Origin of the sequence: Kutzneria chonburiensis, assembly GCF_028622115.1 — a bacterium.
Taxonomy (GTDB): Bacteria; Actinomycetota; Actinomycetes; order Mycobacteriales; family Pseudonocardiaceae; genus Kutzneria; species Kutzneria chonburiensis.
Genome location: NZ_CP097263.1, coordinates 450,079 through 471,953, shown reverse-complemented (window position 1 = coordinate 471,953; position 21,875 = coordinate 450,079). Strand labels below are relative to the sequence as shown.

The window sequence follows — 21,875 nt, the reverse complement described above, 5'->3', positions numbered from 1 at the left end:
CCGCCGACCCTACGGCTTCCGGATGCGTTCTTCTTCGGCATCGCGGAGGTCGCGATACCGTTCCGCGCTGGCCTGGTCGTTGACGCTTTCGGCGGCGTCGACCGCTGCGCGCAGCACGACCAGGGGCAGACCGGGGACTTCTCGGGCCTGGCGGTCAGCCTCGGCGAAGACGGTCGGGGCCAGGTCGGCCGGGGCCGTGGCGGTCAGCAGGAACAGCTCCTCCACGTACATGCGACCGAGCCCAACTCCCTGCCAGTCGGCGACATCGGCCAGGGCTTTGCGGCATTCGACCAGCGCCTGCCACGCCGCTTCAGCATCGCCCGCCTGGCGTTCAAGGCCGGCCAGCCGCTGCCACGCCGAGGCCGAATCCCATGCCGTGTCGGCAAAAGCCACACTCTCGCGTTGAGCCTCCGCCGCCGCCGCGAAATCGCCGAGGTCGGCCCATTCGTAGCTCAGCACACTCAACGTCGCCTTGTCCCGCGGCCGCCCGGCGGCCCAGTCGGTCAAGTCCCCTCGCGCCAGCTCGAATTCCCCGGCCAGCTTCGCCCGTTCGACCCACGTGAGCGGATCCTCGTCGTTCGGGTCGGTGGAGAAACGTTGGCGGATGTGCTGCCGCCACTCGTCCAGCTCCTCTTCGGACACGTGCGGCTCCCCTGCACCGTCGAGCAGCCGTTCCAGCACGCCGTCCCGTTCGGCATCATCACTGGCCCGCACGAAGTCCACCGTCGCACGCACCCCCGCCGCCACCAGGTATTGCAGGTCGTAGCCGCACCACGTGTCGAAGTTGGCCCGCTTGATCTGCCAGTGCCGCCAGACGTCCTGGAGCTCTCCGTGCTCCGCCAGCAGAAACCCCGCCAGCTCCGTCTCTTCCGTCATCCCTTGAAACGGCGCCTCGTGCCGGCAGCGCGCCTCCTGCTCCGCAATCCACCGCACCAGCGGCAGATCTTCCGGCCCATGGTCGTACTGCAGGGCCCACAACACCTTCGCCCGGCGCACCGCGTTCCGGTCGTACGTGAGCCCTTCCGCATCCTTGCCCTCTTCGTACCCCAGCTCCGGCCACTCCGCCCGTGCCCGCACCTTGGCCAGCTCTTGTCTCGCCGCTTCCATCACGCCGCGAGGATCGCACATCACGACACGGCGGCAGACCGCTTTGTCGTGCTGGATTACGCTCCAAGGGGAAGGTTGCCCGGGCTGCATCGGCCACACCCCAGAATCGACGGCGTAGCGAACGCGCGGAGCCCTGGGAGCACGCCGATGTCGGTCCCCGTCCATTTGGTGAAGGTGCTCGACGCCCTCGGGCTGAACCCGGCGCTGCCGGCCGACATGGTCCGGCGGCTGCTGAAGGGCGGCAGAGGCATGGGCCGGGTGGCGAAGCGGCCTGACCTCACGGCGGACATGATCACCGAGATCCTCGACGACGACCGGCCCGACCTGGTCCACATGCTGGCACTGAACCAACAGCTGCCCAACGAGTTCCGGCAGCGGCTGGCGCGGCATCCGGACCACATGATCCGGTCTGCGCTGGTGATCGGTGGCGAAGGTGCTCCGCCCGAGCTGTTCGAGCCGCTGATCGACGACCCCGACCGCTTCGCCCGAGAGTTGCTGGCCCAGTCCGACCGGTTGACGGTGGCGCAGCGCCGCAGGCTCGCGGCCGATCCGGACCCCGAGGTCAGGGCGACGCTGGCGCGGTGGTGGCCGGAGGCGCCGGTCGAGGTTCGACGGGCCCTGCTGACCGACCGGGACGCCAAGGTTCGAGCGGCGGCCTGTTCGACGTACTACGCCCGGGGCCCGCACCCGGTGCCGCCGGCCGACCTGATCCCGGCCCTGCTCGCCGACCCGGCCACCCGCACCGGGGTGCTCCGACATGTGGACCTGGACCACGAGACGGCCGCCCGCCTGGTCGAAGATCCGGATCACACGGTCCGTCAAGAACTCGCGAAGCATCCCCAGCTGCCCACGGAGCTGCGTGACGTGCTCGCCGCCGATCCCGACAACCGGGTCAGGGTCAGCGTGTTCACCCGCCCGGACACCCCCGAGGAGCTGCGGTCGGCGATCTACGCCCAGCTCCGCAGTGGCCCCGACCCGGTGCTGACGATGTTCGCCCGTGACGTCGACAAAGCGGTACGCGGGAAGGCAATTGCCGACCACTGGGCCAACTTGGAGCTGGCGACCGTCCGGCTGTCCTGGGTCAAGGCCGATCCGCTGCCTTATGTGGACTCGCCCTACCCGTGCTTCCGGGCGGCCGCGGCGGCGAACCGGGAACTCGCGCCGGATGTCGTCGCGCGGCTGCTCGACGATCCGGACAGCAGGGTGCGGACGACCATGGCCGGACACGCGCCGGATCAGGTCGACGCGACGACGATGGAGCGCATTGACCGGGAGTTCGCGCCGGTCGGCAAAACCCGGTGGCGACCGGCCGACATGTTCGACTTCTCCCCGGAGACGTTGCGGCGCTTCGCGACCGACCCGGACAGCTGGATGCGCCAACTGGCGCCCCGCGATCCCGATCTGCCGGCCGAGCTGGCCGAGCAGTTGGCCAGGGATCCCAGCAACCAGGTGCGCCTCGCCGTCGCCGGTCACCCGAACCTGCCGGCATCGGCGCTGGTCGCCCTCCTGGCCGACGAGACGGAATGGGTGGCGCAGGCGGCGGCCGGCTCGCCTGTCCTGCCGGTCGAGGAGATGGACCGCCTACTGGCTCTGGCTGATCTCTGACGCTCGCGCCGCCAGGGCTTCGATGCCGGCGATGATCAGGTCCAGCGCCGCCGCGAAGCGGTCGCCGGAGCCCAACAAGGGGCCGAGGGCGAGGAGGGCGGGGAAGCGGTCGGGCGGCAGGGCGGCCATGTACTGGCCGAGCTGGCGGGTGCGTTCGGCGATCTCGGCCTCGCTGAACTGCCCGGAGCGCACGGCGTTGGCCTCGACGGCGTAGGCGGTGACGTAGAGGCTGAGCACGTCGAAGGCGACGGCGACCTGGGGGTCGGGGAGGCCGGAGGCGCGAAGGAGGCCGAGCATGGCCTCGGCCTGGGAGAAGAGGCCTCGCCGGCGGGCACGATGGTGGCCAGCGCGACCTGGGCGATGCCGTTGTACGTGATCAAGGCGTCGAGGGTGTGCCGGCAGAGCTCGCGAAGCTGGTCGGCCCAGCGAGCGGGGTCGGGGGCCTCGCGCGGAACCTCGGAAAGGACGCGCTCGAGCAGCAGCTCCTGGAGCTCGTCCTTGTTGCTGACGTGCGCGTACAGCGAAGCGGGCCCGGTGTCGAGCTCGACGGCGATCCGCCGCATGCTCACGCCGTCCATGCCGACCTGGTCGAGCAGCCGGTAGGCGACGTCGACGATCAACTCGCGGCTGAGCTGACGACGCCTGGGCTGCCGCCACGGCGGTTCGGGAAGTGACACCCCCACACCCTAGTTGACACGAACGCCGTTCGCGACTAGAAACGGTGTTCGGAGAAACGAACGGGGTTCGAAGGGGTGGAGAAGATGAGTGTGCTGGTGGTGGGCGGCGGCCTGTCCGGGCTGTCGACGGCGATGTTCATGGCACTGCACGGGGCGCCGCCGTTACTGGTGGAGAAGCACCCGACAACATCGGTGCATCCCAAGGCCAGGGGGCAGTTTCCGCACGTCATGGAGGCGCTGCGGGTGGCCGGGGTGGACGAACGGGTGCTCGACGCCTCGCCGAAGGACGGCAAGTTCCGCATCATCCGGGCGGTGAGCCTGAACGGCCCGGTGCTGCAGGAGATCCTGACCGAATCCCCGGACTTCACGCACCTGTCGCAGGCGCCCTGGGCCGACGTGAGCCAGGAGCGGATGGAGCCGATCCTGGCCGACCGGGCCCGCGAACTGGGCGCGGACCTGCGGTTCAGTACGGAACTGGTGTCGTGGCGGCAGCACGACAACGGGGTCACGGCGGTGCTCAGGAACCTCGACACCGGGACGGAAGAAACGGTCGAGGTCGATTACCTGGTGGCGGCCGACGGCCACCGGAGCCCGATCCGGCAGACGCTGGGCATCGAACTCGTGGGGAGGGGCGTGCTCGGAGAGGGGACGGGGGCGCTCTTCGAGGCCGATCTCCAAGGCCAGCAACAGTTCCTGGCCTACCTGCTGAACCCGGACCTGCCGGGCGGCGCGGGCGTGCTGGTGAGCACGGACGTCCCGGGCCGCTACGCGGTCGGGGTGTCGAACACCGTCGGCGACAAGGACTGGAAGCAGATCATCCGCACGGCCACGGGGATTCCGGATCTGGAGCCGAAGATCCTGGACCTGCCGCACGGCCGGTCGCAGACCAGGCACGGCGTGGCCGAGCGGTTCACCGACGGCCGGGTGTTCCTGGTCGGCGACGCGGCCAGGATGATGCCGCCGACGGGCGCCTTCGGCGGCAACACAGCGATCATGGACGGCTTCAGCCTTGCCTGGAAGCTGGCCATGGTGACCAGGGGCGAGGCCGGCCCGGGCCTGCTGGCCGGCCACGACCCGGAACGCCGGCCGTACTCGACGATCCTGGCCGACCAGCAGTACCTGCTCTACACCCAGCGCGGCCGGCCGGATCTGGCCGACGACCCGACGCTGCCCGCGCCGGTGGAGCCGGTGAGCGCGCTGTTCTTCGGTTACCGCCAACTGGGCGGGGCGATCGTGGCCGAGCCGGGCGACGACCTGTGGGAGAACCCGGAGCGGCCGACGGGCCGGCCGGGCGTCCGGGCCCCGTTCGTGAGGCTGACCGACGGCTCGACCACCGACCGGCTGGGGCACGGATTTGTCGTGCTCACGGGAAATCCGGCGCTCAAGGGCCTGCCGATCGACGTGCACGTGATCGAGGAGCCGGAGTTCTTCGCCAAGTACGGCATCACGCCCGAGGGGGCCACGCTGGTACGACCGGACTTCGTCATCGCCTGGCGCAGTGTCGGCGCGACGACCCCGGAGGAGGTGGAAAGCGCCTGGCGCACAGTGCTTGACTGGCCGGCATGAGCCGACGTGTGCCCCGCTGGCGGGATCTTCGACCGCTGTTGCAGCCCCGAGCACCGGAGCTGGATCCCGTCAAGAGGGCCCACACGCTGAGAGATCTCCGTGCGGCGGCGGCGAAAAGGGTGCCGCGGTCGGTGTTCGACTACGTGGAAGGAGGGGCCGACGACGAGATCAGCTTGCGGCGCAACCGATCCGCGTTCGAACGGGTGGAGTTCAGCCCGCGGGTGCTGGTCGGCGGCGAGGTGAGCACGGGGACGACGATCCTGGGCCGGCCGGCGGCGCTGCCGCTGGTGCTGGCGCCGACGGGCTACACGCGGATGATGCACCACCTCGGCGAGCCGGCAGTGGCCGGCGCGGCAACGCAAGCCGGTGTCCCCTACACACTGTCCACAATGGGCACGACCGCTCCGGAGGACCTCAAGGGCACCGATCTCTGGTTCCAGCTCTACGTCTGGCGTGATCGGGGCTTCACGACCGACCTGATCGAACGGGCCCGCGGCGCGGGATACACGGCGCTGGTGCTGACGGTCGACACGCCGGTGCCGGGCAACCGGGTCCGGGACGTCCGCAACGGCCTGACGCTGCCGCCGCGGCTGGGCATCAAGACCCTGCTGGACGGGGCGAGCAAGCCCCGCTGGTGGTGGCACCTGCTGACCACGGAGCCGCTCCGGTTCGCGACGTTCGACGGCGACGGCTCGCTGGCCCCGTCGGACATCGGGACCAAGATGTTCGACCGCAACGTGACGTGGGCCGACGTGTCCTGGCTCCGGGAGACCTGGGGCGGACCGCTGGTGGTCAAGGGCATCCAGAGCCGGCACGACGCGAAGCGGGCGGCGGAGGCCGGCGCGGACGCGGTGGTGCTGTCCAATCACGGCGGCCGGCAGCTGGATCGGGGCCCGGCGCCGCTGGAACTGGTCGCACCGGTGGCCGACGAGGTCGGCGACCGGCTGGAGATCTACGTCGACGGGGGCGTCCGCACCGGCGGCGACATCGCGGCCGCGGTGGGACTGGGGGCGAAAGCCTGCCTGATCGGGCGGCCCTACCTGTACGGCCTGATGGCCGGCGGGGAACGGGGCGTGGCCAGGGCGATCGCCATCCTGCGAGAGGAGCTGGAACGCACGATGAGGCTGGTGGGGGCCAACTCCATCACCGATCTTGACCGGGAGAAAGTGAGGTTGCGGGCTTAGCCTGGACGGCGTGCTGATCGACGACCTGCGAGCGGTGCTGCCCGAGGATCGCGTGGTGACGGATCCGGACGTGCTCCGGAGCTACGCGCACGACGAAGCCGAATGGGCGCCGTGGGCGCTGCCGGCGGCCGTGGTGCGGCCGCGTGGTGCGGAGGACGTGCAGGCAGTGGTGAAAACCTGCATCGAGCACGGGACGCCGCTGGTGACCAGGGGCGCCGGCACGGGGCTGTCCGGTGGGGCGAATGCGGTCGACGGCTGTGTGGTCGTCGCCATGGACCAGCTGAACCGGATCACCGAGATCGATGCGGTGGAGCGGCTGGCGGTGGTCGAGCCGGGCGTGGTGAACGACGACCTACGGGCCGCGTGCGCCGGGCACAACCTCTGGTACCCGCCGGATCCGGCCAGTTCGCCCTGGTCGACGATCGGCGGCAACGTGGCCACCAACGCCGGTGGGGTGTGCTGTGTGAAGTACGGCGTCACCCGGGACTACGTGCTGGGCCTGGAGGTCGTGACCGGCACGGGCGAGATCGTCCGGCTGGGCCGCCGCACGGCCAAGGGGGTGGCCGGCTACGACCTGGCCGGCCTGATGGTCGGCAGCGAAGGCACGCTGGGCGTGATCACGGAGATCACCGTGCGGCTGAAGGCGAAGCGGGCGGCGGAACGGACCGTGGCCGGCTACTTCGACTCGATCGTCGCGGCCGGTGAGGCCGCGGCGGCGGTGGTCGCCGCGGGTGTGGTGCCGTCGGCGCTGGAGCTGGTGGACAAGCACTGCCTGAAGGCGGTGGACGCCTGGAAGAACATGGGACTGTCGGCCGAGGCCGAGGTGGTGCTGCTGGGCCGCACCGACACGCCCGGCGAGGACGAGGCCGCGGCCATGCTCAAGTGCTTCGAGCAGGCCGGTGCGACCTGGGCGGCGATGTCGACCGACCAGGAGGAGGCCGACGCCCTGTTCTCGGCCCGCCGACTGGCCTACCCGGCGCTGGAGCGGCTGGGCCCGGTGCTGACCGAGGACGTGTGCGTGCCGACGAACAAGATCGCCGAGATGCTGGGCCGGATCGAGGCGGCGGCCCGCCGGCACGACACGGTGATCGCGAACGTGGCGCACGTCGGCGACGGCAACCTGCACCCGCTGCTGATCACGCCGCTGGACGACGACGGTGCCCGACGACGGGCGCAGGCGGCGTTCGAGGACATCATCAACGACGCGCTCCGGCTCGGCGGCACGGTGACCGGCGAGCACGGGGTGGGTCTGCTCAAGCGTCCGGGCCTGGTCAAGGAGCTCAGTCCGGCGGTGCTGGACATGCACCGCGCGGTCAAGAAAGCCCTTGACCCGCACGGGATTCTCAACCCAGGGAAGGTGTTCGCGTGACCGTGATCAGCACCGGCTCCGGCCGGATCCGCGGCGAGGTCGTCGACGGCATCCACCGGTTCCGCTCCGTCCCGTACGCGGCGGCGCCGGAGGGTGAGCTGCGCTTCGCCAAGCCGCAACCGTCCACATGGGACGGTGAGCGGGACGCGACGAGGCCGGGACCGATCGCGCCGCAGACCGTGCGCAAGCTGCCGGGCCTTGACCTCGGCTCCATTCTCGGCGGCGATCACCGGCAGGGCGGCGACTTTCTGACCGTCGACGTCCACACGCCCGACCCGTCGGCCGGCGGGCTGCCGGTGATGGTGTTCATCCACGGCGGCGCGTTCGTCTACGGCACCGGGTCGGCCGCGGTGTACGACGGCATGGCGTTCGCCCGCCGCGGCGTGGTCCTCGTGACGATCAACTACCGCCTGGGCATCGACGGCTTCCTGCCGCTCGACGGCGGTGACACCAACCTCGGCCTGCGCGACCAGATCGCGGCCCTGCACTGGGTGCGGGACAACGCGGCGGCGTTCGGCGGCGACCCGGACAACCTCACGGTGTTCGGCGAGTCGGCCGGCGGGATGAGCATCTCCTGCCTGCTGGGCTCGCCGCTGGCCCGTGGACTGTTCCGGCGGGCCATCGTGGAGTCCGGCCACCCGGACATGGTCCGCACCCCGGACAACGCCCGGGTGCTGGTCGACGGGCTGGCCGCGAAACTGGGCGTGCCGGCGACCGCGGCGGCGTTCCGGACGCTGTCCACCGCGCAGCTGCAAGCGGTGCAGACGGAGATCATCACGCCCGGCCAGACGCTGGACATGCGTGATGCCAACGGTGTCGACACGGGCGTCGGGCTGGCGCCGTTCCAGCCGGTGCTCGGCGACGACGTGCTGCCGACCCATCCGCGCGAGAACATGGACGCCGACGTCGACCTGATCGCCGGCAGCAACGCCGAGGAGATGCGGCTCTACTTCGTGCCGAGCGGTCTGCTCGACGTGATCACCGACGAGCAGGCGGTGGCGCTCCTGGCCAACTCGAGGCCGGACGCGGCCGAGATCCTCAAACGCTACGGCCTCGGCGAGCGGCCGACCGGCGAGATGTTCCTGGAGGCGATGACCGACCTGGTGTTCGCCGACGGCGCCCGGCGGCTGGCCGAGGAGCATCCCGGCCGCGCCTACCGGTACCGCTTCGACTGGCGGTCGCCGCTGTTCGACGGCCGGCTCGGCGCCTGCCACGGCCTGGAGCTGCCGTTCGTCTTCGACACCTTGGCCAGTGCCGAAGGGCTGGTCGGGTCGGAGCCGCCGCGGGAGCTGGCCAGTGAGATGAACGCGGCCTGGGTGCGGTTCGCCGAGACCGGCGACCCCGGCTGGGCGGCCGGGGTCGTCCGGAGCTTCGGCTGATCAGTGGTGCTTGGTGGTCGTGGTCTCCGTCGGGTAGGTCGTGGTCCTGGTCGTCTCCGTCGGGTACTTGTTGGTCGTCTCCGTCGGGTACGCGGTCCGCGTGGTCTCGGTCGGCCCGGCGACCTTGGTCGTCTCGGTGGGCGAGGCGACCTTGGTGGTCTCGATCGGCGACGAGGTCGGCTCCGTGGTCCTGGTCGTCTCGATCGGCGACGTGGTCACGGGCGCCGACGCGGCGGGGCTGGTGGTCACGGTCGGCGATGGCGAGCCGCCGGACGCCGAGGTCGCCGCCATGGCGACCGTGCCGGCCCCCAGCACGCCGACGGTGACCGCCGCCGCCACGATGGCCTTACGGGAGCGCAGCACAGCGGGGATACGCATTGGAGGGGTGTCCTCTCGGTTCTGAGGGTCTGACACCACTTCCATGCGGCCCGGGCCGGATCTGTTGCAGCGGCCGGGAAAAAGTTTCAGTGCGTCTTCGTGGTGGTCGTCTCGGTGGTCGTCCTGGTCGTGTTCGTCGGCGAGGTGGTGCTGTCCGACGAATGCTTGGTGGTCGTCTCCACGGCCGTGGTCGGCGAGACGGTGACCGTTTGCGACGTGGTCACGGGCGCGGCCGGCGGCACCTGAGGCACCGGCGCACCGCCGCCACGCTGCAACAACACCAGGCTGACCACGACGACCGCCAGCACGGCCGCGGCCGTCAGAACCGGTGCGAAGCGCCGCAGCGGTGAGCGGACCGAAGCGCGGGCCCGAATGGCCGGGCCGGACAGGCTGGAGTGCACCCGGTCGGCCCGAGCCGCCAACAGCCGCCGCAGCTCGTCCTCCTCGTCACTCATGGCCCCACCCTCCGACATCCTCCTGGACGCGTTCCGATCCCAGCACCGACCGCAGCGCCGCCAGTCCGCGGCTGATGTGGGCCCGCACGGTGCCCTCGCGGCAGCCGAGCAAGGCGGCGATCTCCGGATCGGTCAGGTCCTCGTAATAACGCAGCACGACCGCCGCCCGTTGCTGCCGGGGCAGTTTCCGCAGCTCACGGGCCAGGCGCTGGTCGGGCTCGTCCCAGCCGAACTCGACCCGTTCCTCGGGCACCTCGGCGGTGGTGAAGATGTGCCGGGTGCTCCACCGTCGCCGCCACGACAGGAACTCGTTGGTCACGGCCCGCCGCACGTAGGCGTAGCGGGAGCCCTCCAGGGCGTCCCACCGCGGGTACACGCGGATCAGCACCTCCTGCACCAGGTCCTCGGCGTCGCCCTGCCCGCCACACAGCAGCGTGGCATAGCGGACCAGCGCCTGCTGGTGCTCGTGCACGAACTCGTCGAAGGACATCGACAGGCTAGACGCCGCGGCCCGGGCCGAAGTTGCTCGCAAGCTCGCTCACAGCTCGTCCATCGCCTTGTAGATCCGCTTCTCGGACACCGGGTAGGCGGTGCCGAGGGTCTGCGCGAAGTAGCTGACCCGCAGCTCCTCGATCATCCAGCCGATGGCCCGCAGCGCCTTGTCCACCGGCTCGCCCTTGGGCACGGCGGCCAGCAGCGCCCGGTACTCGCCGGTGATCTCGGCGATCTCCTCGGTGCGCTGCACGTCCCGCTGCGGGTTCTCCGGCAGCTTCTCCAGCCGGCGCTCGATCGCCTTGAGGTAGCGCTCGACGTCGGGCAGCCGCTGGTAGCCGGTCTCGGCGGCGAAACCGGCGTGGACCAGGCTGCGCAGCTGCGCCCGGATGTCGGCGACGGAGGCGTCCGGGGCGAACTTGGCCGCCGGCAGCTGACGTTCCACGGCGTGCGCGGCGTTGAGCACCCGGCGCACCCGGTTCACCACGTCCAGCACGGTCTCGTTCAGCCCGGAACGGGCCCGGACCAGCAGTTTCTCGAAGCCGGCCTGGTCGAACACGACACCGCCGCCGTCGGCCACGAGCTTGTCCACGGCGGTGGCGATGCAGTCGTCGAGCAGCGCCGGCACGCCGCCGTGCGGGTTGCGGCTCAGGGTGAGCTTGGCGTCGTTGCTGAGGCTGCGGACTATCAGCTTCACCGGCGACGGCAGCTGGAGCAGCAGCAGGCGCCGCGTGCCGAGGGCCATGGCCGCACGCTGCTGGGCGGCGCTGTCCAGCAGCTTCACGTCCACGTGGTCGCCGCGGTCGACCAGCGACGGGTACGTGGTGACCTCGTAGCCGGTGACGGCCTGGCGATGGGTGCGCGGCAGGGTGCCGAAATCCCAGGTCGTGACGTTGGTGCGCTCGATGTCGTTGGGCGCGGCCGACAGCGCGGCGCGCATGGTGGCCCGCAGGTCTTCCTTGATCGCCGCCAGGTCCTTGCCCTCGGCCAGCGTCTTGTCCTGCTCGTCGACCACGTGGAAGGTGGTCTTGAGGTGATCCGGCACCTGGTCCAGCTGCCACGCCTCGCGCGGGATGGTCACGCCGGACAGCGTGCGCAGCTCGCGTTCGACGGACTCCAGCACGTGCTGGTCGTTCGGGCCGAGCCGGTCGACCACGGCCTTGGCGAAGGTCGGTGCGGGCACGAAGTTGCGGCGGATCTGCTTGGGCAGCGACTTGATCAGCGCCGTCACCAGCTCCAGCCGCAGGCCGGGGATCTGCCAGGCCAGGCCGTCGCCGTCGACCTGGCCGAGCACCGGCAGCGGCACTCGGACCGTGACGCCGTCGTCGCGACGGCCGGGCTCGAACCGGTACGTCAGCGGCAGCTCCACGCCACCCTGCGTCCAGTGGTCCGGGTAGTCGGCCGGCGTGACGCCGTCGGCGCTGTCGTTGATCAGCATGTCCGGATCGAAGGTGAGCAGGTCGGGCTGCTCGCGCCGGGTTTTCTTCCACCACGTGTCGAAGTGCCGCACCGACACCACCTCGGCGCCGACCCGCTTGTCGTAGAAGTCGAACAGGGTCTCGTCGTCGACCTTGATGTCCCGGCGGCGGACCCGGTCCTCCAGCTGCTCGACGTCGTCGAGCAGCTTGCGGTTGTGGTGGAAGAACTGGTGGCTGGTGCGCCACTCGCCGTCCACCAGCGCGTGCCGGATGAACAGCTCGCGGCTCACCTCGGGGTCGATACGGCCGTAGTTGATCCGGCGTGCGGCCACGATCGGCAGGCCGTACAGGGTGACCTTCTCGACGGCGATCACCGCGCCCTGCTTGGCTTCCCAGTGCGGCTCGCTGTAGTTGCGCTTGACCAGGTGCGCGCCGAGTTTCTCGGCCCACTCCGGTTCGATCTTGGCCACGGTCCTGGCCCACAGCCGGGACGTCTCGACGAGTTCGGCGGCCATCACCCACTGCGGCTGCTGGCGGGACAGGGCCGAGCCCGGGAAGATCGCGAACTTGGCCCCACGGGCCCCGAGATACTCGGTGGGTCCCTTGCGCGGCACGCCCTTCGTGACGACGTCCTTCATGCCCAGGTGCGAGAGCAGCCCGGCCAGCAGGGACAGGTGGATGCCCTTGGTGTCGATGTCGCCGCCGTTGACCGACACGCCCTGACCCTTGACCACCTGGCGCAGCTGGGCGTAGATGTCCTGCCACTCGCGGACCCGCAGGTAGTTCAGGAACTCGGCCCGGCACATCTTGCGGAACTGGTTGGAGGACAGCTCCTTCTGCTGCTCCCGCAGGTAGTTCCACAGGTTGAGGAAGCTGATGAAGTCGCTGTCGTTGTCCCGGAACCGGGCGTGCTGCTGCTGGGCCTGCTCCTGCTGCTCGGTCGGCCGCTCGCGGGGGTCCTGAATGGACAGTGCGGCGGCGATCACCATGACCTCGCGCACGCAGCCGTTCTCCTCGGCGGCCACGACCATGCGGGCCAGCCGGGGGTCGACGGGCAGCTGGGACAGCCGGCGGCCGATCGGCGTCAGCTTGTCCTTGTCCAGCGCGCCCAGTTCCTGGAGCAGGCCGATGCCGTCGTTGATGTTGCGGCGGTCCGGCGGGTCGATGAACGGGAAGGCGGCAATGTCGCCGAGGCCGGCGGCGATCATCTGGAGGATCACGGAGGCGAGGTTGGTGCGCAGGATCTCGGCGTCGGTGAACTCGGGGCGGGACTCGAAGTCCTCCTCGGAGTACAGCCGGATGCAGATGCCCTCGGACACTCGGCCGCAGCGGCCTTTGCGCTGGTTGGCCGACGCCTGCGAGATGGGTTCGATGGGCAGCCGCTGCACCTTGAGCCGGTGGCTGTAGCGGGAGATGCGGGCGTTGCCCGGGTCGATCACGTACTTGATGCCGGGGACCGTGAGCGAGGTCTCGGCCACGTTGGTGGCCAGCACGACCCGGCGGCCGGTATGGCGTTGGAACACCCGATGCTGCTCGCCCACGGATAGTCGCGCGTACAGCGGCAGGATCTCGGTGTTGCGCAGGTCCTGTTTGGACAGTGCGTCGGCGGTGTCGCGGATCTCCCTCTCGCCGGACAGGAACACCAGGATGTCGCCGGGGCCCTCGGCCTGGAGCTCGTCCACCGCGTCGAGAATGGCCTGCACCTGGTCACGGTCCGGGTCGGCGTCCGGATCCTCCGGGTCGATCACCGGCCGGTACCGGGTCTCCACCGGGTAGGTGCGGCCGGAGACCTCGACGATCGGGGCGTCGCCGAAGTGCCGGGAGAACCGCTCCGGGTCGATCGTCGCCGACGTGATGATCACCTTCAGGTCGGGGCGGCGCGGCAGCAGCTGCCTGAGGTAGCCCAGGATGAAGTCGATGTTGAGGCTGCGCTCGTGGGCCTCGTCGATGATCAGCGTGTCGTAGCGGGACAGCAGCCGGTCGTTCTGGATCTCGGCCAGCAGGATGCCGTCGGTCATCAGCTTGACCAGCGTGTCGTCGCCGACCTGGTCGGTGAAGCGGACCTTGTAGCCGACCACCTTGCCCAACTCGGTGCGCAGCTCCTCGGCCACCCGCTCGGCCACCGTGCGGGCGGCGATCCGGCGCGGCTGGGTGTGGCCGATCACGCCGCGCAGGCCCCGGCCCAGCTCGAGGCAGATCTTGGGCAGCTGGGTGGTCTTGCCCGAGCCGGTCTCGCCGGCCACGATGACCACCTGGTTGTCCCGGATCACGTCCAGGATGTCCTGGCGGCGCTGGCTGACCGGCAGCTCTGCCGGGTAATCGATCCGCGGCACCGCGGCGACCCGGGCGGCCAGCTTGGCCTGCGCGGCCAGCACCTCGTCGTCGATCTGAGCCAGCGCGGCGCGGCGTTTCGCCTCGTCACGGATCTTGCGCGTGCCGTCGATACGCCGACGCAGCCGATGCTCGTCGCGCAGCATCAGCTGGGGCAGTTCGATGTGGGCAGCAGTCACCGGTGGCGATCCCATTTGATTCGCAAGTTGATTCGATCAGCGTAGCCACCCGCGGTTCGGACACGCGCGTGGTTTTCTCTCCCCTCCCAGTCTAGGTGACAGCCGAGCCTGCCATGATCTGCTGGTGCCGCATCCCGACTGCACGCTGCTCCGGTCGCTGAACACGGCTGTCGACGACGGCCTGCGCGCCGTGCTCGGCGAGGCCCGCCGGGTCTCCCTGGTGCACTTTCCCGACCCCGACTCCCCCGGTGAGCCCGCCGCGTGGCTGGGCACCCGGATCGCGCTGCGGCGGCTGGGCGTGCGGGTGGCGTACCAGTGCCTGTCGGAGACGCTGTGCCCGGAGGCCGTTGACGGGCCGCTGCTGCTGGCCGGCGGTGTCTCCGTGGGGTCTGACCTGCCGGTTGTGTCCCTCGCCGACCTGAAGGCGCCGCCGCTGGCGCTGGCCCTGGGGGCGTTACCGCGGCTGGGCAGCGTCGAGGTCGACGTGCTGTGGCACTGCGCCGACGGCGCGCCGCCCGAGGGCGTGAGCAGCCGGGTCGTGTCCTGGGAGTCGCCGGAACCGGCCTACACGCCGCGTCAGCGCGTGACCGCGCGGGCCAACGCCGAGCTGCGCTCACGAGCGTTCCGCGACCCCGAGTTCGCCCGTCGCACCTGGCGGGCGCTGTCCGCCACCTTCGTGCCGCTGTCCAAGGCCCACGTGCAGTACGCGCTGACCGTGCTGGGCGGCGGGCGGGTGCTCGTGACCGACGACCTGCACGGGCATCTCCTGGCCTTGCTGGCCGGCATCCCGCACGTCGTCGTCGGTGATCCGGCCGGCGGGGTGACCGAGAGTTCCCTCGTCCGGGTGGCCGGGGACGTCGACTCGGCGCGTGAGCTGGCGCTGGAGCTGCTCTAGGTTCGGGCCGTCAGGTCGTAGGCCGCTTCCGACCAGGTCGGGAACTCGAACTCGAAGCCGGCCTGCCGTAACCGCGCCGGGACGACGTGGCGGCTCTTGAGCAGCAGCTCCGTGTCCGAACGCAGCGCGAAGGCCCCGATCTCGGCCATCCACTTCGTCGCCGGCAGGCCGATCAGGCGGCCGTTGGCCGTGCGCAGGATGCGGTTGAAGTCCCGCTGCGGCAACGGGTTCGGGGCCGCGATGTTCACCGGGCCGTCGATGTCGCCGGCCAGCAGGAAATCGATGGCCCGGACGAAGTCCTGCTCGTGGATCCAGGACACGAACTGCCGGCCGCCGGCGATCGGTCCGCCCAGGCCGAGCCGGGCCATGCGGCGCAGCATGTCGAAGGCTCCGCCGCGGCCCGGCGACATCACGATCGCCGTCCGCAGCGCCACCTTGCGGGTGGTCGGCGTGACCGCCTTGCGCTGCTCTTCCTCCCACGCCTTGGCGATGCGGACGCTGTACTCCCAGTAGCCCGGCGCGTCCGGCTCACTGCCGCCGATCACCCCCGTGACATCGTCGTTCGGCGGGCCGAAGGTGTGGGCGTAGATCGTCGCCGTGCTCATCTGGAGCCACACGGCCGGCGGCCGGCTCGCGTTGGCGATCGCCTCCCCCACCGCCCGCGTCGAGTCGACCCGGGAGGCCATCATCTCCCGGAGGTTGGCCGGGGTGTAACGGCAGTTCACGCTGCGTCCGGCCAGGTTGACCACGGCATCCGCGCCGTCGATCTCCCTGGTCCATGCGCCCTGGGTGCGCCCGTCCCACCACACGTGGCCCGGGCCTCGGCTCAGCACCACCACCTCGTGGCCCTCGTCCCGCAACGCCCCGGCCAGCAGCTCGCCGATATGTCCCGTCCCGCCCGGCAGCACGATCTTCACGAACCCAGACTACTCTAGTTCTGACTCGAAGAGTCAGGGTTTTAGCTCACCAGGACCAGTACTGGTTCGACGCGCCGTAAAGGGACGACAGCACCCGCCCCGTCCCGTCGATGCCCAGCATCCGGCGGTTGTCGTTGTGCACCCCGATCAGGCCGGTCGACGGCGTCAGGTCCATCTGCTGGTACGGGCCGCCGCAGTTGTTCAGATACGCGTAGCCGCCGCCGTTCGGGACCTCAAGGCACAACCCCGCCCGCTGGTTGCTCAACAGGCCCAGCGGCCCCCAGTTCCAGTGCGCCTCGTAGGCGTTGCAGCTCGCCTGCACCACCGGCGCTCCCACGTAGATCCGGTTCGGATCCACCGCCATGCACTGCCCCGTGCCGTTGTTGTAGATCAGCCCGTTCGCCGCCTGCGCCGGGGCCGCCAGCCCCAACCCCAGCACCGCCGCCACACCGACCGTGAGCAGCGCCTTTCCCGTGAATGTGACCATTGCCCGAGTATTCGACCGGGCTCGTCCCGACCGCCAGGGAGCACGTTCCCGGTGGGCCCGGGAATTCACTCCGGCAGGCCGCGACAGCTTGTACCCCTCAATCGGGTTACTCCTCGTACTTCCGGCCAGTATGGGTTCGTGGAGAACGCCACCGGTGCACCGTTGACGGCCCAGCTCGCCGACCTGCTGACGGGGGTGCCCGCGTGACGGGCGAGGGCTGGGCGGTGAGCGCGGCGGCGCTGGCGGAGCGGTTGCGGGACAGCGGTGACCTGGCGGATCCGGCGTGGGCGGCGGCGGTGGCGGAGACGCCGAGGGTGCTGGAGATCGGCACGGGGACGGGATACAACGCGGCGCTGCTGGCCCATCGGCTCGGGGACGAGAACGTGTACTCGGTGGACGTGGCTCCTGAGCTGGTGCGGATGGCCCGCAAGCGGCTGGCGGAGATCGGGCGGCGGCCGAGGCTGGCGGAGGTGGACGGCGTCGGCGGCTGGCCGGAGCACGGCCCGTACGACCGAATCATCGCCACCTGCGCGGTGCCGAACGTGCCGACGGCCTGGCTCGGCCAGGTGACTGACGGCGGCAAGGTGCTGGTGGACGTCAAGGTCAACACCGGCGCGGGCAATCTGGTGCTGCTGACCAAGCACGAAGACTGTCTCGAGGGGCGCTTCACGAAGCGGTGGGCAGCGTTCATGGCGATGCGGCACGACGGCGACGTCGATCTGGCCGAGGCGCCGAAGGCGGAGGGACACGGCCACCGGAGGACGACGGCGCCGGCGCGGCCATGGGACGACCACCGGGAGGTGTGGTTCCTGGCGGCCCGAGCACTCCCGACCGGTCTGCGCTACGGCTACACACTGGATCCGGCCACCCGGCAGCCGACAGCGTCGATGCTGCGGTCGCCGGACGGCTCTTGGTGCCACGTAAGCGAAGGCGTCGTACGAGAAGGCGGACCGACCCCGCTGTGGGCGGCAGTCGAGCGGGCCTACGAGTGGTGGCGGGACCACGGCGATCCGGGATGGGAACGGTTCGGGCTGACGGTCGGCGGGAACGGGTGGACGCTGTGGCTGGACGAGCCCGGACGACCCGTTCACTGTTGATTTCCTGGCCGGCGGACAGGACTTCCGGACGGTTCGCGGGCGCGGCGGCGTCGGTAGCGTCGAGGGCCACTCGTAACCCTGCGACGAGCGGACAAATCAATGCGAGCGAGCATTTTACGGCGCATGGGCGCCGGGGTGGTGGCGTGCGCGGCGGTGGTGCTGATGGCGGCGCCGGCGAATGCGACCGACCCGATGGGCCAGGACGTGGCGGGCGTGCAGCGCGGTGACGCGGTGCGGCAGGCGACGGCGCAGCAGAAGGAGTCGTTCCTGACGGCGCACGAGGGCCTGCTGGGGCGGCGGCTGAGCGGCCACGCGGTGGCGGCGCCGGCGACGATCCACCCGTCGGCCGGCACGGCGTTCATCAACACGGGCAACAACACGGGCGCGTCGGCGGCGCAGAGCGTGACCACTGCGTTGAAGCCTAAGAACGGCGGCACGACGATCTACACGCCGACGCTGTACCCGGCGGGCGGCTCGTGCATCGAGGTGACGACGGTGTACACGAACACCACGCAGGCGGTCGAGGCGTGGGACTGGTGCAACCACATCGACTTCGAGGCGTCGGTGGCGATCAACGCGACCTTCGTCAGCAAGTACACCAGCGGCGGCGCGTACACGACGCAGATCGTGAAGACGACGGGCAGCACCTGGGTGGCCTACCTCTACAACTACAGCACCAAGGCCTACGACAAGCTCTACACGTCCTCGGGCAGCACCCAGGCCGGCACCACCGGCTGGGACGTGAACGAGCTGTACTCGGAGCTGCAGAGCAACGGCCAGAGCTACGCCTGCACGGACATGGCCAACAAGACGTTCTCGGCCAACAACATCCAGGTGCGGCTGGGCACCACCTGGACGGCGGCCAGCACGGCCAACTCGGACACCCGCTTCGACTCCGGTGACGCGGCCTACCACTGCTCGAGCCGCACCTACCAGATGATCAACAAGTACAACCACTGGCAGGTCGTCGGCTGACGCCGGGTCCGGGCCCGGAAACCGGTTGCGCCGGGCCCGGACAATGGCCGGGAGATGAGAGAGAAACTGCGAGCGACCGCCGCCGAGACCGTGGCGATCTGTGATCGGGGCTGGTACGAGACGGCGACCGGCCGGGCCGAGATCACCGTCGAGCCGGACCGCACCCGGCTGTACCGGCCGGATGAGCCCCTGGACCGGCCGGAGCGGCAATCGCTGCCCGTGATCGACGTGACGAACGAGTCGACGCTCCAGGCGGCCCGGCGGCTGCCGAACGCGGCGGCCCTGGTCTTCGCCTCGGCCCGGAATCCGGGCGGCGGCTTCCTGAACGGGGCGCAGGCCCAGGAGGAAAGCATCGCCCGCAGCTCGGCGCTGTACCCGTATCAGCTGAAGGCCGGCGACTTCTACGCGCACCACCGCGCGCACGAGGACCTCACCTACAGCGACCGGGTGATCTACTCCCCCGACGTGCCGGTGTTCCGCGACGACCGGGGCGGCCTGCTCAACCAGCCGTACACGGTGAGCTTTCTGACGGCCGCGGCGCCGAACCGAGGCGCGGTCGAGCGCAACCAACCCGAACGGACCCACCACATCCCGGCGATCCTGCGCCGGCGTGCGGCCCGCGTGCTCCAGGTCGCGGCGGCGCATGGCCACACGCGACTTGTCCTGGGCGCCTGGGGATGCGGCGTTTTCGGCAACGACCCGATCACCGTTTCGCGGGCGTTCCGGGCGGCGATCGACGAGAATAGGTTCTTCGAGCACGTCGTCTTCGCGGTACTGGGGACGCAGAACCTGGCCGCCTTCACCGAAAGCCTGCGATGAACCTCGACCCCCGCGGCATCGCGGCCGCCGCGCTGGGCCGCGACCCCGGCCCGCTGACCAAGGCCGCCAGCCGGTCCAACCAGGTCTACCTGGGCACGGACATCGTGGTGAAGCTGAACGACCGCCACACCAGGCTGAGCCGGGAGATCGCGCTCACGCCGTACCTGCCGGCCGGCATCACGGCCCCGCTGCTGGCCAGCGGCCAACAGGACGGCGTCAACTACGCCTGCTACACCCGCCTGCCCGGCTCACCACCCCGCATGGACGACATCGACGCCAAGACCGCGCGAACCCTGGCCGTGCAGGCGATCGACACGCTCGAACGCCTGCATGACTGGACGCCGCCGGCCGAGGCCCTGCCGACGCTGCGTGCGGACTTCGACCACGGCGGCTTCACCAGCAAGGACGCGCTCCAGCTGGAGATCGACCGTCTCAAGGACGTGCCGCAACACCTGGTCGACGGCCTGAAGGCGATCGCCGGGAACGCGCCCGAGCGGGCCAAGACCACCGTCCCGGTGCACGCCGACTGCTTCTGGGACAACTGGCTGAGTAACGGTGAGACCGTTACTGCCCTGCTGGACTTCGAGTGGGCCCGCTTCGGCGAGCCGATGGACGACTGGTTCTTCCTGATCCGCTTCAGCGGCCGGCACGAGGCCGACGTGCTCGACCTGGTCGCCGAGGCGACGGCCACGCACAAGGACGTGCTGCGCACGGAGTGCGAAGCCCGTGAGGCGTACTTCGTGGCCTACGACCTCAACCACGAACCCGACCTGACGGCGGAGCGGCTCAGCGGCCTGGAGGAGCTGATCGTCGGCCGTCATTGGTGGCGCAGCAGCAAGGCGTAGAGGGTCAGCCCTGGCCCGAAGGCCAGCAGCACGATCGGCCCGTCCACGGCCAGAAGCCGTTGCAACACAAGCAGAACCGTGGCCGAGGAGCAGTTGCCGTGCTCGGCCAGCACGGCCCGGGAGGCGTCCAGCGCGTCCGGCGGCAGCCCCAGCACGTCCTCCACGGTCTCCAGGATCCGCGGCCCACCGGGATGCACGGCCCAGCCGGCGACGGAGTCGACGCCGTTGCGCCGAAGAAGCTCCGAGACCGCCGGCCGCAGATGCACGGCCAGCACGTCGGGCACCTTGGGTGACAGGCCCATACGAAACCCCAGGTCGGTGACGTCCCAGGTCATGTGGTCGGGCGTGCCGGGATCGGTCAGCGCCACCAGGTCCACGACCTCCAGACCACTACCGGGCGTGAGCACGGTGGCGACGGCGGCGTCGCTGAACAGGGCGTGAGCCACGACCTGGTCCCGCGACAACGAGGGCTGCACGTGCAGCGACGTGATCTCCACGTTGAGCAGCACGGCCGGCCGACCGCGCGCGGCAACGTAGTCCGACACCGCCCCCAACGCGGGAATCGCGGCGTAGCAGCCCATGTGCCCGAACACCAGTCGCCGCAGGTCAACCGGCATCCCGAGCTCCGCCGCCACGTGCACGTCCACGCCAGGACTGACGTACCCGGTGCACGAGGCGACGGCGAACAGCCCGACCTCCGACGCGGCAATCCCAGCCTCCGCCAGCGCCGACGACACCGCGCCGGACCCCAACGGCACGGCCTCGGCCAGGTAGCGACTCATCCGCTGCCCGGTCGACCATCGCGACACGTCCTCGACCAGCGGATTCACCGCGGCATGCCGGCGGACGACGCCGGAGTTGGCGAAGATCCGCTCGCCGAAGCCGGGTGAGTCCACGCGCTGCCGGAAGTAGCCGTCCCACAGCTCGTGCTGCGACACGGCGGCCGGCAGCGCCCGCCCCATGCCGGCGATGCTCACGGCGGTCATCCCGCCTCCTTAATCCCCCGGCCCTGGAACAGAACGGCCGTCGACGCCGACGGCACCAGCTCCACCCTGCCCGTTCGGCGCGGCAGCCACCGGATGAGCTGGGGCACGGACGGTCGAATACCCCGTAGCGACAGTGGCACACCGGCCGCCGCGCACAACCGGACCAGCCGCTCGCGGTTCACGAACAGCGCCGGGTCGTGCAGGCCCCGCGGCACTCCCGGCACCCGCTCGGCCAGCGTGACGGCCAGCAACCGGGCCAGGTACGTGTCGGCCAGGGTGTCCAGCACCAGCCGACCGCCCGGCCGCAGCAGCCGGCAGGCCTCGCTGACCGCCGTGTCGAGGTCGGCCACGTGCTCCAGGATCTCGCCCGCGACGACAACATCGGCACACCCGTCACCCAATGGCACGTGAAGCACATCACCCTTGATCGGCACGACACCGTGTGCGCGGGCCTCCCACAACGCGCTGTCGACCAGATCCACGCCGACATGGCGGTAGCCGAGGCCGGCGACATGGGGTGCGAGCAGCCCGCCGCCACAGCCGAGATCGACGAGCAACGCCCCAGGTCGCTCCGCGAGTGGCACAAGTGCTCCCCGGGCGGCGGCGAGCCAGTGCAGCATCGCGAACGGACCGTCGGGCCGCCACCACTGACCGGCGAACCGGTCGAACTCTTCGCCCACCACACCAGGCTGTCACTTTCATGGTTCAGTGGCC

The 21,875-nt window shown here is 70.5% G+C and carries 20 protein-coding genes; 10 read left to right on the top strand and 10 right to left on the bottom strand.

Annotation, left to right across the window (positions count from 1 at the left end; genetic code table 11):
• Positions 1 to 9: 9 nt before the first annotated feature.
• Entirely contained in the window at positions 10 to 1,110 is a 1,101-nt protein-coding gene (locus M3Q35_RS02350) for a hypothetical protein (protein WP_273939906.1), read from the bottom strand.
• Between the two features lie 144 nt (positions 1,111 to 1,254).
• Between M3Q35_RS02350 and M3Q35_RS02345 the strand changes: the two genes are divergently transcribed.
• On the top strand, positions 1,255 to 2,712 hold the full coding sequence (locus tag M3Q35_RS02345; protein WP_273939905.1) for a hypothetical protein: 1,458 nt from the start codon (positions 1,255 to 1,257) through the stop codon (positions 2,710 to 2,712).
• Here M3Q35_RS02345 and M3Q35_RS02340 read toward each other — a convergent pair.
• Complete coding sequence (locus tag M3Q35_RS02340) at positions 2,689 to 3,114, bottom strand: TetR/AcrR family transcriptional regulator C-terminal domain-containing protein (RefSeq protein ID WP_273944234.1); 426 nt, start codon at positions 3,112 to 3,114, stop codon at positions 2,689 to 2,691. The genes M3Q35_RS02345 and M3Q35_RS02340 overlap by 24 nt on opposite strands.
• A gap of 359 nt (positions 3,115 to 3,473) precedes the next feature.
• On the opposite strand from M3Q35_RS02340, the gene M3Q35_RS02330 reads away from it, so the two are divergent.
• From M3Q35_RS02330 to M3Q35_RS02315, 4 genes are read left to right on the top strand one after another with little or no spacing between them, the layout of a single operon-like run.
• Entirely contained in the window at positions 3,474 to 4,955 is a 1,482-nt protein-coding gene (locus M3Q35_RS02330) for an FAD-dependent monooxygenase (protein ID WP_273939904.1), read from the top strand.
• On the top strand, positions 4,952 to 6,139 hold the full coding sequence (locus M3Q35_RS02325) for an alpha-hydroxy acid oxidase (protein WP_273939903.1): 1,188 nt from the start codon (positions 4,952 to 4,954) through the stop codon (positions 6,137 to 6,139). Before M3Q35_RS02330 ends, M3Q35_RS02325 begins: the two co-directional genes overlap by 4 nt.
• A 10-nt stretch (positions 6,140 to 6,149) precedes the next feature.
• Positions 6,150 to 7,508, top strand: a complete 1,359-nt coding sequence (locus M3Q35_RS02320) for an FAD-binding oxidoreductase (RefSeq protein WP_273939902.1) — start codon at positions 6,150 to 6,152, stop codon at positions 7,506 to 7,508.
• A complete protein-coding gene (locus tag M3Q35_RS02315; RefSeq protein ID WP_273939901.1) occupies positions 7,505 to 8,887 on the top strand; it encodes a carboxylesterase/lipase family protein in 1,383 nt (460 codons plus the stop codon). Before M3Q35_RS02320 ends, M3Q35_RS02315 begins: the two co-directional genes overlap by 4 nt.
• Here the strand turns inward: M3Q35_RS02315 and M3Q35_RS02310 are convergent, their stop codons facing one another.
• The 4 genes from M3Q35_RS02310 to hrpA all read right to left on the bottom strand — a co-directional run bounded on the left by M3Q35_RS02310 (position 8,888) and on the right by hrpA (position 14,155).
• Positions 8,888 to 9,265, bottom strand: coding sequence for a superantigen-like protein SSL4 (locus tag M3Q35_RS02310; RefSeq protein ID WP_273939900.1), 378 nt, complete (start codon positions 9,263 to 9,265; stop codon positions 8,888 to 8,890).
• An 86-nt stretch (positions 9,266 to 9,351) separates the two neighbouring features.
• Complete coding sequence (locus tag M3Q35_RS02305; protein ID WP_273939899.1) at positions 9,352 to 9,720, bottom strand: hypothetical protein; 369 nt, start codon at positions 9,718 to 9,720, stop codon at positions 9,352 to 9,354.
• Positions 9,713 to 10,210, bottom strand: a complete 498-nt coding sequence (locus tag M3Q35_RS02300) for a SigE family RNA polymerase sigma factor (protein ID WP_273939898.1) — start codon at positions 10,208 to 10,210, stop codon at positions 9,713 to 9,715. Before M3Q35_RS02300 ends, M3Q35_RS02305 begins: the two co-directional genes overlap by 8 nt.
• Positions 10,211 to 10,258: 48 nt before the next feature.
• A complete protein-coding gene (gene hrpA, locus M3Q35_RS02295) occupies positions 10,259 to 14,155 on the bottom strand; it encodes an ATP-dependent RNA helicase HrpA (protein ID WP_379793807.1) in 3,897 nt (1,298 codons plus the stop codon).
• 109 nt (positions 14,156 to 14,264) lie between these two features.
• Between hrpA and M3Q35_RS02290 the strand changes: the two genes are divergently transcribed.
• Positions 14,265 to 15,035, top strand: a complete 771-nt coding sequence (locus tag M3Q35_RS02290) for a hypothetical protein (RefSeq protein WP_273939896.1) — start codon at positions 14,265 to 14,267, stop codon at positions 15,033 to 15,035.
• Here the strand turns inward: M3Q35_RS02290 and M3Q35_RS02285 are convergent.
• Positions 15,032 to 15,952, bottom strand: a complete 921-nt coding sequence (locus M3Q35_RS02285; protein ID WP_273939895.1) for a TIGR01777 family oxidoreductase — start codon at positions 15,950 to 15,952, stop codon at positions 15,032 to 15,034. The two genes, M3Q35_RS02290 and M3Q35_RS02285, sit on opposite strands and share 4 nt — an antisense overlap.
• Positions 15,953 to 15,998: 46 nt before the next feature.
• Positions 15,999 to 16,439, bottom strand: coding sequence for an RICIN domain-containing protein (locus M3Q35_RS02280; RefSeq protein WP_273939894.1), 441 nt, complete (start codon positions 16,437 to 16,439; stop codon positions 15,999 to 16,001).
• Positions 16,440 to 16,642: 203 nt separating this feature from the next.
• On the opposite strand from M3Q35_RS02280, the gene M3Q35_RS02275 reads away from it, so the two are divergent.
• The 4 genes from M3Q35_RS02275 (at position 16,643) to M3Q35_RS02260 (ending at position 20,175) form a co-directional block, all read left to right on the top strand.
• Positions 16,643 to 17,536, top strand: a complete 894-nt coding sequence (locus tag M3Q35_RS02275; RefSeq protein ID WP_273939892.1) for a methyltransferase domain-containing protein — start codon at positions 16,643 to 16,645, stop codon at positions 17,534 to 17,536.
• Between the two features lie 123 nt (positions 17,537 to 17,659).
• Positions 17,660 to 18,511, top strand: a complete 852-nt coding sequence (locus M3Q35_RS02270; protein WP_273939891.1) for a hypothetical protein — start codon at positions 17,660 to 17,662, stop codon at positions 18,509 to 18,511.
• 54 nt (positions 18,512 to 18,565) lie between these two features.
• Positions 18,566 to 19,330 carry a TIGR02452 family protein gene (locus M3Q35_RS02265; RefSeq protein WP_273939890.1) on the top strand — a complete coding sequence of 255 codons (765 nt, stop codon included), beginning with the start codon at positions 18,566 to 18,568 and terminating at the stop codon, positions 19,328 to 19,330.
• Positions 19,327 to 20,175 (top strand): phosphotransferase family protein, encoded by an 849-nt coding sequence (locus M3Q35_RS02260; RefSeq protein WP_273939888.1) that lies wholly within the window; start codon positions 19,327 to 19,329, stop codon positions 20,173 to 20,175. Before M3Q35_RS02265 ends, M3Q35_RS02260 begins: the two co-directional genes overlap by 4 nt.
• On the opposite strand, the gene M3Q35_RS02255 is transcribed toward M3Q35_RS02260, so the two are convergent.
• Both M3Q35_RS02255 and M3Q35_RS02250 read right to left on the bottom strand, forming a co-directional pair.
• Positions 20,148 to 21,161 (bottom strand): type III polyketide synthase, encoded by a 1,014-nt coding sequence (locus M3Q35_RS02255; protein ID WP_273939887.1) that lies wholly within the window; start codon positions 21,159 to 21,161, stop codon positions 20,148 to 20,150. The genes M3Q35_RS02260 and M3Q35_RS02255 overlap by 28 nt on opposite strands.
• The gene (locus M3Q35_RS02250) at positions 21,158 to 21,841 is read right to left on the bottom strand and encodes a methyltransferase domain-containing protein (protein ID WP_273939886.1); all 684 of its coding nucleotides are present in this window, start codon (positions 21,839 to 21,841) and stop codon (positions 21,158 to 21,160) included. Before M3Q35_RS02250 ends, M3Q35_RS02255 begins: the two co-directional genes overlap by 4 nt.
• Positions 21,842 to 21,875: the final 34 nt, after the last annotated feature.